Raw genomic sequence first — 10,026 nt, 5'->3', positions numbered from 1 at the left:
TGCCGCAGGCGCGACATTTCAGTCGTCCATCCGACAGGCCGTAGTGTCGGCTACCACCGCAAGCAGGACATTGCTTCATGACCAAATCCTCTCAGATTTGGTCCGGTTTGCTTGGGAATTACCGGTTTTTAACAGCCGAATGGCTGGTCAGCCCCTCCCACAGAACCGCAGGGCGGGCCCTGGCCCATCGTCGCGCATGCAATGCATGGCGTCGAGAATCATCGGACGAAGCGTCAGCATCGCTCCGCCGGACGTGGTTGCCACCGGAAGCAGGGTGAGGGTGGGCCAGGGCCCGCCCTACAACGCCGCCAGGAAGCGCCGCGGCGCGCCGTCGAAGCCGCCGTTGGACATGAACACCACGTGGTCGCCGGGACGCACGATGGCCTTCAATGCCGCGATCAAGGCATCGGCATCCGGCACGGTGCGCGCATCGCCGCGGATCGAAGCGACGACCTTGCCGGCATCCCACGGCAGTCCGGGGCGATGCAGGAACACCACCGCGTCGGCGATGTCCAGCGACGGCGCCAGCGCGTCGGCGTGCGCGCCCAGGCGCATCGAATTGCTGCGCGGTTCCATCGCCACCACGATGCGCGCCGCGCCTACCTTCGCGCGCAGGCCTTCCAGCGTGGTGCGGATGGCGGTGGGATGATGGGCGAAATCGTCGTAGACGGTGGTGCCGTCGTGCTGGCCGATCACTTCCAGCCGCCGCTTGATGCCGCGGAAGTCCGCCAGCGCCGGCATCACCAAGGCGATATCCACCCCGACCGCGTGGCAGGCGGCCAGCGCGGCAAGGCCATTCAACACGTTGTGGCGGCCCAGCATCGGCCAATGCACTTCGCCGATCTCGGCGCCGTCGTGGCGCACGGCGAAAGCGCTGCCGTCCTCGCGGATCAGGCGCGCACTCCACTCGAGGGTGGAATCGGGCACGCTGCCCTGGAGCCCGAAGCGCTCCACCGGCGTCCAGCAGCCCATCGCCAGCACTTCCGCCAACCGCGCGTCCTCGCCGTTGACGATCAGCCGGCCACGGTGCGGCACGGTGCGCACCAAGTGGTGGAACTGGCGCTGGATCGCGGCCACGTCGGGGAAGATGTCGGCGTGGTCGTATTCCAGGTTGTTGAGGATGGCGACCAGCGGGCGGTAGTGGACGAACTTGCTGCGCTTGTCGAAGAACGCGGTGTCGTATTCGTCGGCTTCGACCACAAATAGTGGTCGGCCCAGCGGGGCCGACACTTGCTCTCCTTCTCCCTTCGGGAGAAGAGCCTGCCCCGTACTCGATACGGGGTGGCGCGCAGCGCCGGATGAGGGTTCGGCGACACGGGCGCCCACGCGCGCCGACACGCCGAAATCCTCGGCCACGCCGCCGATCAGGAAACCCGGCGAACGCCCGGCGGCTTCCAGCAGATAGGCCAGGATGGTCGTGGTGGTGGTCTTGCCGTGGGTGCCGGCCACGGCCAGCGTGTCGCGGCCGGGCAGCACGCGCTCGGACAGCCATTGAGCGCCGGAGGTGTACTTGCGCCCTTCGTCCAGCACGGCCTCCACGGCCGCATTGCCGCGCGACAGTGCGTTGCCGATCACGACCTCGTCGCAGTCGGGCGAGATGTTCTCCGGTACATAGCCCTGCGCCAGCGCGATGCCCAGCGTTTCCAACTGGGTGGACATGGGCGGGTAGATCGCCTGGTCGCTGCCCTCGACCGTGTGGCCCAATTCACGCGCCAGTGCGGCCACGCCGCCCATGAAGGTGCCGGCGATGCCCAGGATGTGGATCTTCAAGAAAGCGATTCCGTGATGACTGCGCAGACTTTAGCCGAGCGCGACGGATTCGGCACGCCCTTGCATGTCGCGAAATCCACTGCGTGGCGATTCAACGGGAAAAACGCAGGGCCTCCAAGTCGAAGCCGTCGCTTTCGGCCTTGACCGACAGCGTGTTCCGTCCCGGACGCAGTTCGAGCCCGGCGAATCCCGCAGCCAGGTCCGACTGGCCCAGCGGTTCGCCGTTGAGCGACAGCGACACGCGTCCTTGCCCACGGGCGGCCAGCGCGAGCCGGTAGGTGCCGGCCGCGTCGGCGTCGAAGGTGTATTTCAGCCATTCGCCCCGGCGCATGTCCGCCACGAACAGTCCGCCGTCCTCGGTCTTGCCCAGGTCGACGCCGTCGTTGCGGTAGGCCATGGCCGGATTCCAGGTCACGCGCTCGCCGCCGTCGGAAATGTGGTGGTTGGCCGGCGTCAGGTCGTGGTAGGCCACGCCGTTGCGGCCCATGTCGAAATCGACCGCGGCGATCTCACCGCCCGCCGCGCCGATGACGTGCGCCTTGAACGGCACGGATTCGTCCGAATGCGGCGCGCGGAACAGCGCGTCGACGACATCGAGGTGGACGAGGTTGTTCTCGTGGCGGACGTCATGGGTGGCGAACCGCATTAGTGCGGCTTCGGCTTCCTCGACGGACGGCCGCGGCGCATCGCCCTTCCAGTAGGCCAGCACCTTGCGGTAGCCATCGTTGGGCACGATCTGCAACGGGTTGTTGTAGCGGATCTTCTTCAGCGGCCACCAGGCCCAGCCGATGCCCTCGCCTTCCACCAGCGCCACGGTGCGGGCGAACCAGTCGTTGGAGTTCTCGCCGGTTTCGCCCAGCCACAGCGGCATGTCGTGCTTGTCGCGCAGCGCCAGCAGGTCGGCGATGCTGTCGTGGGTGGTGGCGTTCCAGTACTTGTGGAAGCTGATGACCAGGTTGTCGTCCCACGGGCCGTCGTCCAGCACGCCGCGGTAGTTGTTGCCCCAGCAGTTGCCCTCGATGACGACGATGTGGCGCTGGTCCACTTCGCGGATGGCCGCCGTGGTGCGCACCAGCAGGTCCTTCAGCGGCGCGTTGCCGTTCTCGGCGCAACCGTTCCTGTCGTTGGGATCGGCGAAACCCCAGTTCGGCTCGTTGATGATGTCGTAGGCGGCGATGTAAGGCTCGTCCCTGTAGCGCTCGGCGAGCTTCTTCCACAGCGCCACCATCTTATCCTGATGGCGGGGGTCGTCCCACAGCGACGGCGTGTCCGGGTCACGGTCGGCGATGTTGATGTCGTTGCCCTGCCCGCCCGGCGCGGCATGCAGGTCCAGGATCAGGTACAGGTCGTTGGCCTTGGCCCACGCAAGCAGTTCGTCGGTGCGGCGGAAGCCTTCCTCCACCCAGGTCTGCCCGCCGGCCACGGGTTCCTGTTCCACCGGCAGCGTGTACAGCGCGTAGTGCATCGGCAGGCGCACGGAGTTGAAGCCCCAGCGCGCCATCGCGTCGATGTCGGCCCGGGTGGTGTGGTTGTCGCGCCAGGCCTGGTAGAAGGCGTCGGCCTTCTCCGGCCCGATCAGCTCGGCGATGCGCGCATGGATGCTGCGCTGCGTGCCCACGCCGTCCACGTCCAGCATGTAGCCTTCCTGCAGCATCCAGCCGCCCAGGCCCATGCCGCGCAGGATCACCGGCTTGCCGCTCTCGTCGATGATGTGCCTGCCCTCGGCGCGCAGGAAGTCCTTGGCCTGGGCGAGGGGAGAGGCGGCCAGGCAGGCCAGCAGCAGCAAGGCGGTCTTCTTCATCGGTGGCGCGCTCCGGCGGCAGGGACGGAGCCGGACCATAGCAGCCGCTCTCCTCGCGTGACAGGCCGTGCATCACACGTCGCCAGCCAGCGATACCGCATGGACCCGGCCGAAACAGGAAGGACCTTCTCCGATGCTCCTCATCCGCGCTTCGGGCACTTTCTCCCCGCAGGTGGGGCAAGGACTCACTCCTATCGGACAATGCCGACATGCGTCGCAGATAACGATAGCCCCCCTCTCCCCGCGCGCGGGGAGAGGGTGCCGAAGGCGGGTGAGGGGCGGCCGAAGTCCGTCCTTTCAACGGCACGAACCTCTGCCCGAAGACAGGAGCGTGCGTCCGCTTGCCGGCTCCATCCACGCTTCCGCATGCATCGGGAGCGTGTTTCCCGGCCATGATCCCCAACGAAAAAAGCCCCGCGGATCGCGCGGGGCCTTGCTTCATCGCCGTCCTTCCAACGAAGGCCGATGGGATCAGCCCACTTCCTTCGCCGGCGACAGCGCTTCGATCAAACGGCTGAACACCTCGTCCAGCGTGCCCACGCCGTCGACCACGGTCAGCTGGCCGTGCTGGCGGTAGTAATCGATCACCGGCGCGGTCTGGGTGGTGTACTTGTCCAGGCGGTTGCGCACCACTTCGGGGGTATCGTCGTCGCGGCCCTCGGCGGCGGCGCGGCCGGCGATGCGTTCCACCAGCAGGTCGGCCGGGACTTCCAGTTGCACCGCGTAGTCCATCGGCTGGCCGATCTTGTCCAGCAGCGTGCCCAGCGCGCCGGCCTGGGCCAGGTTGCGCGGGTAGCCGTCCAGGATGAAGCCGTTGGCGGTGTCGGGGCGGGCGAAGCGGTCCTCCAGCATGCCCAGCAGGATCTCGTCGCTGACGAAGTCGCCACGGGCCATGATTTCCTTGGCCTGCAGGCCCAGCGGGCTGCCGGCGGCCACTTCGGCGCGCAGCAGGTCGCCGGTGGAGATGTGCGGAACCTGCAGGTATTCCTTCAGGCGCGCTGCCTGAGTGCCCTTGCCCGACCCGGGTGGGCCCAGTAGAACCAATCGCATTGTGTAACTCCCGAACTAGAATCCTGCTGGCGGATGGCAGACCGGGCGCCCACGCGCCGCGCTGCACCGCGACATATGTGTGAAGCTTACCGCATCCTGGCAACCCGGAACGAACCCCACATGGCCTCTGGCACCCTACTTTATGCGCAGTCCGGCGGTGTCACCGCCGTCATCAACGCCTCCGCGGCGGCCGTCATCGCCGAAGCCCGCGCCCGCAAGGTCAAGGTGCTGGCGGCCCGCAACGGCATCCTCGGCGCCCTGCGCGAGGAACTGATCGACACCAGCAAGGAGTCCGCCGCCGCCATCCGCGCCTTGGCCCACACCCCGGGCGGTGCCTTCGGCAGTTGCCGGGTGAAGCTGAAATCGCTGGAGGCCGACCGCGCCCGATACGAGCGCCTGCTGGCGGTGCTGAAGGCGCACGACGTGCGCTGGTTCCTCTACAACGGCGGCAACGACTCGGCCGACACGGCGTGGAAGGTCTCGCAGCTGGCGCAGGCCTTCGACTATCCGCTGACCTGCATCGGCGTGCCGAAGACGGTGGACAACGACCTGGCCGTCACCGACACCTGCCCCGGCTTCGGCTCGGCCGCCAAGTACACGGCGGTGTCGGTGCGCGAGGCGGCGCTGGACGTGGCCGCCATGGCCGAGACCTCGACCAAGGTCTTCGTCTACGAAGCGATGGGACGCCACGCCGGCTGGCTGGCCGCCGCCGCCGGCCTGGCCGGCCAGTCGCCCGATGATGCACCACACATCATCCTGTTCCCCGAACGCCCCTACGACGAGGCCCACTTCCTCAAGCAGGTGAAGAAGACCGTGGACCGCGTGGGCTGGTGCGTGGTGGTGGCCAGCGAAGGCATCCAGCACGCCGATGGCCGCTTCGTCGCCGACGCCGGCGGCGGCAAGGATTCGTTCGGGCATACGCAGCTGGGCGGCGTGGCCTCGTACCTCGCCGGCCGGGTCAAGGACCAGTTGGGCCTGAAAGTGCACTGGACCCTGCCCGACTACCTGCAACGCTCGGCGCGCCACATCGCCTCCAGGACCGACTGGGAACAGGCGCAGGCGGTCGGCAAGGCCGCCGTGCAATACGCGCTGAAGGGCCAGAACGCGGTGATGCCGGTGATCGTGCGCACGTCCGATGCGCCGTACCGCTGGAGGATCGAAGCCGCACCGCTCGCCAAGGTCGCCAACCACGAGAAGAAATTCCCGCCCGGCTTCATCCGCAAGGACGGCTACGGCATCACCGCCAGGGCACGCGCCTACCTGCAACCCCTGATCCGCGGCGAAGCCTATCCCCCCTACGGCACCGACGGCCTGCCCAAGTACGTGGCGCTGAAGAACGTGGCGGTGAAGAAGAAGCTGCCGGCGTGGGAAGAATGAGCCGCGCCGTCGCCTGACGGCTTGCACGGAGTAGGCATGGCCGTCCGCATCGTCCGCCTCGGCAGTCCACGCGCGAAGGACGAAGGCCTGCGCATCGGCACCGTGCGGCGTCCGCCGCGCGGCGTGCCGAAGTCGGAGTTCGCTGCGCGGGACTGGTACGACGTGTGGTTTCCCAACCTCGCGCCCAGCGCGGAACGGGTGAAGCAGGCGCAGGACGCGAAGACGCCCAAGGAATGGGCCGAGTTCGCAAGGCATTATCGCGCCGAAATGGCTACGCCGGAAAACGCGCGCACGCTGGATCTGCTGGCCGCGCTGTCCCACCAGGCGAACTTCTCCGTGGGCTGCTATTGCGAGGACGAGACGCACTGCCACCGCACGGTGCTGCGCGAACTGCTGGAACAGCGTGGCGCGAAGCTTTAGGGATATGGCATCCTCCCCGCGCATGCCGCACCTGGGAGAAACGGCTTGGCCACGCGCCCGCGCAACCTGCTCGGTTTCATCGCCTTTTTCGCCGCCGCCGTGGCCACATGGCGCCTGGCGATCGCCGCCAGCACGCATTGGGGTTCCACTCCGCTGCAACGGCACGCTGTGTTCGCGGCCCTCGTATGCGCCACCACGATCGCGTTGGTCGCGCTCGCGCTGCGACTCCATGGGCAAGGGCCGCGCTGGCTGGGCATGGCGAAGGCCGGCGCATTCCGCGCCGCGGCGACCGGACTGCTGAGCCATCTCGTCCCGGCCTCCATCGCGTTGGCGGCATGCCTGGCGACCGGCATGCTGTCGCTGTCGCCGCAGGTGCCGGCGATGGAACTGCTGTTCGGGATACTGACGGTCGCGGCGCTGGTGTTCGCCAGCGAAGCCCTGCCGGAGGAACTGCTGTTCCGTGGATACGCCTGGGCACGTTTGTCCGGCACCCTGCGCACCTGGCAGCTCATCGTGGCCCAGGCGGGCCTGTTCGTGCTTTTCGCGCTCCTGGTGGGCGCCGTCCGCAACCCGCTCGATGCCTCGTTCCTGTTCTGCTTCGGCTTCGCGCTGGGCGTGCTGCGTGCGGCCACGCAAAGCTTGTGGGCTCCCATTGCCTTCCACCTGGCCTTCATGACCGCACAGCAGGCGACAGGCAGCGCCCGGGCGCTCTTTTCCGTCGGCAATCCCGAAATGCTGCAGACCGTGGTGATGGCGATGGTGCCTTTCAGCGCCGCCATCATCTGGCTGCACCGGCGGGTGGACTGGACGGGCGGCGCGGTTCGCAAGCGCGTTCCGGAACAGGCCTAGGCGCGCGGGAGCGCGACGCTGCTCCCGTCGGCAGTGCCGCACCGGATCGGCGTGCGATCCCTCTTGGCGGCGAAAGGCCGATGCGCTAGCGTAGGACGGACAGGGGGAACCAGCATGCATCATGCACGAAGGCGGCTGGCGGCCGGGCTTTGCGGCGCGCTTGTGGCGGGGTATTGCTTCGCACAGGAGGCGTCCTCCCGTGCGGAGCCTGCCGCCATCGCCGATACCGCGATGGTGTTTTCCGCCGCTGCCGATATCCAGTCCGACGCCCATGCGTGCTGTACGTTGGCCGACGGCACGCCGGTCGTGCTGGAACTCCTGGACCCGATCAGTTCCGCCCGTTCCCAGCGCGGCGGGAAATTCCGGTTGAAGCTGCAGGAATCCGTGGTGGTGGACGGCGTCACCGTCCTGCCGGCCGGCACGGAGGGCATGGGCGAGATCGTCCATGCCGAGCGCTCGCGCGGCGGCGGCAAACCGGGCGAACTGATCCTGACGGCGCGGTACCTTCGACTCGGCGACCGCACCATCAAGTTGCGCAGTTTCAAGCTGGGGGGAAGCGGCCGCGACACCAGCCACATCGCCATCGGCGCGGCCGTCGCCATCGGGCCCTTCGCGCAATTCATCCACGGCAAGGAAATCGAAATACCGGCGCACGCCTCCGGCTCGGCCAAGCTGGCGGAAACCGTGCAGTTGCCCGCGGCACCCGATGCCGCGCCCGACTTCCTCGATGCGGCACCCGCATCGGAACCCGACCCCGATCCCCCGCAAACCATCCCTGAAGCCACCCAACCTTCCAACATCCAGGAGTAGTGCCCATGCGTCACCCGCTGAATCGTTCCCTTCTTTGCCTTGCCCTGATCATGCCGGTCGCCGGCCACGCCCAGCCGCAGGAGTCTGCGGCAGCCGAAGCACCTGAAGCAGTCGAGGAAGCCGCTGCCGACGCGGCGGCCGATGTCGATGCTGCTGCCGACGTGGTGGCTGAATCCTCGGAGGCCGATGCCACGCCCGCCACCGCCACGAACGGCCTGATCGCCGCGCCGCCGGAAGGCAAGGGACAGATCGTGTTCTTCCGCGAGAAGAAGTTCGCCGGCGCCGCCGTGCGCTACAAGGTCCGCGAGGGCGAGACGGAACTGGGCAAGCTCAGCAGCGGCAGTTATTTCGTCCACGTGACCGAGCCGGGCGCGCACCAGTACACGGTGCACTCGGAAGCCAAGGACGTGCTGAATCTGGAAGTGGAAGCGGGCGAAACCTACTACGTGCTGGGTTCGGTCACGATGGGCATCCTCGCCGGCCGCCCCAACCTGTCGCCATCGGACGAGGCCATTTTCTCGGGCATCTCCAAGGAGCTGAAGGTCGCGAAATAATCGCGTCGGACATGCCCCGTCGCCCTCTCCCGCCAGTGCGGGGAGGGCGACAGCCCGCCTCATTCCGGTCCGCGCAATGCCGGCGAATACGGCACCGGCACCAGCGTGCGGTCCTCGATGTCGCCCACCATCTCGCCATGCACGCGCGTGCGGGCCTTGATGTCGGACCATTCCCGGTCCGCCATGAACGCGGCCCACCCGGCTTTCTGCGCGGCCTCGTCGGGCCATTCCAGCAGGTAGACGAACTCGGTACGGTCGCCATGCCGGGTTTCCCACATGCCCAGGATGCGGAAGCCATGCCGCGCCATGATGCGTGCGGCATGGTCGCGGAAGCGGTCGTGGAAGGCGCCCTTGGTGTCGTCGAAGATTTCGTAGATGCGCAGTTGATGGATGGGCGTCGCATCCGTCTCCTGTGCGACGGATACGCCAGGCAGGCAGGCGCACAGCAGCACGAGGAACGACAGCCGCCGCATCACCGGGCGTGGAACGCGGCTCGCAATGGAAAGCGCGATGAGGGCGGTTTGCAGGGCGCGACGAGGCATGCCGTTTCTCTCCGGATGACCTGGGAACGCGATTTTCCCAGCCGATCCCGGCCCATGCTCACGCTTCGCCGCGGGTCCTGCACATTTCGACGCATGCCGGCGCATTCCTCACTGGCAGGCTTTTCCTTCCACCGTCATCTGCGCGGCGTACAGCGGCACCTGCGGCACGTTGCCGGCGGCGGCCTGCTGCCTGGCGTCTTCCAGGTAGATGCGGGCCTGGCCCTGGCCGTCCAGCGCGGGCGTGGACGTCGTGGCGGGCTTGCGCCATACGCGCACGACGGCCTGCTGGCCGGGACAGGCGGCATTCGGCACGCGGATCAGGTCGTTGAACTTCCAGCCACCGGCCTCGGACGGCTGCGCCTTGGCGAAATCGACGAAGCGGGCGCGCGGCTGGCATTGCGGGCTGGTGCGCACCACCGCGTACCGGTAGGGCTCGGCGGCGTCGCCGGTGAAGGCGCCTTCCATCCGCGCACAGGCTTCCGGGATCTGCCGCAGGCTGTGCACGACGCCCACCGCCTGGGCGGTCGCCGGCGGGCGCTGGATTTCCGGGACGGGGTCGGCCGCGCGCGCGCCGGGCGCGAAGGCCGACCAGAGGACGGCGGCGGCAAGGGCAGCGATGGCGGTCGGTCGCATCGGGGACTCCTTCGGACGGTCGGGCGACAGAGGCTGGCACGCCACGGCTGAACCCCGGCCGGCGCGGCTGGCGGGGCGGCCGGCATCCGGTCATACTCGGGCCGGCTCCAGGGATTTGTCTGAACACGTCGGGTTTCGCGCTGCAGGGCACCGCAGCGGTCGAGTGCGCTCAATCGTTCAACAGGCTCCACCGGGATTGGGTTGCACGTTCATGCGTTCG

Annotated in this window: 11 protein-coding genes; 5 read left to right on the top strand and 6 right to left on the bottom strand. The window is 68.0% G+C overall.

What is annotated here, in order from left to right; translation table 11 throughout:
* The 4 genes from AAD027_RS19085 to AAD027_RS15755 all read right to left on the bottom strand — a co-directional run.
* Positions 1–79: transposase (locus AAD027_RS19085; protein ID WP_425605473.1), on the bottom strand; the 79-nt coding region annotated here is incomplete at its 3' end.
* Positions 80–297: 218 nt separating this feature from the next.
* Positions 298–1,770: a UDP-N-acetylmuramate:L-alanyl-gamma-D-glutamyl-meso-diaminopimelate ligase gene (mpl, locus tag AAD027_RS15765; protein WP_425605472.1), complete on the bottom strand. Its 1,473-nt coding sequence runs from the start codon at positions 1,768–1,770 to the stop codon at positions 298–300.
* A gap of 91 nt (positions 1,771–1,861) precedes the next feature.
* Complete coding sequence (locus AAD027_RS15760) at positions 1,862–3,571, bottom strand: cellulase family glycosylhydrolase (protein ID WP_341726979.1); 1,710 nt, start codon at positions 3,569–3,571, stop codon at positions 1,862–1,864.
* Between the two features lie 471 nt (positions 3,572–4,042).
* On the bottom strand, positions 4,043–4,621 hold the full coding sequence (locus AAD027_RS15755) for an adenylate kinase (protein WP_341726978.1): 579 nt from the start codon (positions 4,619–4,621) through the stop codon (positions 4,043–4,045).
* Between the two features lie 120 nt (positions 4,622–4,741).
* Here AAD027_RS15755 and AAD027_RS15750 point away from each other — a divergent pair, with 120 nt between their 5' ends.
* The 5 genes from AAD027_RS15750 (at position 4,742) to AAD027_RS15730 (ending at position 8,631) form a co-directional block, all read left to right on the top strand.
* Positions 4,742–5,998: a 6-phosphofructokinase gene (locus tag AAD027_RS15750; RefSeq protein WP_341726977.1), complete on the top strand. Its 1,257-nt coding sequence runs from the start codon at positions 4,742–4,744 to the stop codon at positions 5,996–5,998.
* A 36-nt stretch (positions 5,999–6,034) separates the two neighbouring features.
* The gene (locus AAD027_RS15745) at positions 6,035–6,418 is read left to right on the top strand and encodes a DUF488 domain-containing protein (protein WP_341726976.1); all 384 of its coding nucleotides are present in this window, start codon (positions 6,035–6,037) and stop codon (positions 6,416–6,418) included.
* Positions 6,419–6,463: 45 nt separating this feature from the next.
* Positions 6,464–7,267: a CPBP family intramembrane glutamic endopeptidase gene (locus tag AAD027_RS15740; protein WP_341726975.1), complete on the top strand. Its 804-nt coding sequence runs from the start codon at positions 6,464–6,466 to the stop codon at positions 7,265–7,267.
* A gap of 63 nt (positions 7,268–7,330) precedes the next feature.
* On the top strand, positions 7,331–8,077 hold the full coding sequence (locus tag AAD027_RS15735) for a hypothetical protein (protein WP_341726974.1): 747 nt from the start codon (positions 7,331–7,333) through the stop codon (positions 8,075–8,077).
* A gap of 5 nt (positions 8,078–8,082) precedes the next feature.
* A complete protein-coding gene (locus AAD027_RS15730) occupies positions 8,083–8,631 on the top strand; it encodes a DUF2846 domain-containing protein (protein ID WP_341726973.1) in 549 nt (182 codons plus the stop codon).
* 59 nt (positions 8,632–8,690) lie between these two features.
* On the opposite strand, the gene AAD027_RS15725 is transcribed toward AAD027_RS15730, so the two are convergent.
* Both AAD027_RS15725 and AAD027_RS15720 read right to left on the bottom strand, forming a co-directional pair.
* On the bottom strand, positions 8,691–9,173 hold the full coding sequence (locus tag AAD027_RS15725) for an NIPSNAP family protein (protein ID WP_341726972.1): 483 nt from the start codon (positions 9,171–9,173) through the stop codon (positions 8,691–8,693).
* Between the two features lie 108 nt (positions 9,174–9,281).
* Complete coding sequence (locus tag AAD027_RS15720; protein WP_341726971.1) at positions 9,282–9,806, bottom strand: hypothetical protein; 525 nt, start codon at positions 9,804–9,806, stop codon at positions 9,282–9,284.
* Between the last annotated feature and the right edge of the window lie 220 nt (positions 9,807–10,026).

It is taken from the genome of Pseudoxanthomonas putridarboris (assembly GCF_038321125.1).
Classification (GTDB): domain Bacteria; phylum Pseudomonadota; class Gammaproteobacteria; order Xanthomonadales; family Xanthomonadaceae; genus Pseudoxanthomonas_A; species Pseudoxanthomonas_A putridarboris.
The sequence above is the reverse complement of the archived record's forward strand: the minus strand, read 5'-3'. Positions and strand labels throughout refer to the sequence as shown.

Excerpts from the sequence above, each read along its gene's own strand:
- AAD027_RS15720 (WP_341726971.1), bottom strand. The coding sequence starts at position 9,806 with ATGCGACCGACCGCCATCGCTGCCCTTGCCGCCGCCGTCCTCTGGTCG.
- AAD027_RS15745 (WP_341726976.1), top strand. The coding sequence starts at position 6,035 with ATGGCCGTCCGCATCGTCCGCCTCGGCAGTCCACGCGCGAAGGACGAA.
- AAD027_RS15730 (WP_341726973.1), top strand. The coding sequence starts at position 8,083 with ATGCGTCACCCGCTGAATCGTTCCCTTCTTTGCCTTGCCCTGATCATG.
- AAD027_RS15755 (WP_341726978.1), bottom strand. The coding sequence starts at position 4,621 with ATGCGATTGGTTCTACTGGGCCCACCCGGGTCGGGCAAGGGCACTCAG.
- AAD027_RS15760 (WP_341726979.1), bottom strand. The coding sequence starts at position 3,571 with ATGAAGAAGACCGCCTTGCTGCTGCTGGCCTGCCTGGCCGCCTCTCCC.
- AAD027_RS15750 (WP_341726977.1), top strand. The coding sequence starts at position 4,742 with ATGGCCTCTGGCACCCTACTTTATGCGCAGTCCGGCGGTGTCACCGCC.
- AAD027_RS15725 (WP_341726972.1), bottom strand. The coding sequence starts at position 9,173 with ATGCCTCGTCGCGCCCTGCAAACCGCCCTCATCGCGCTTTCCATTGCG.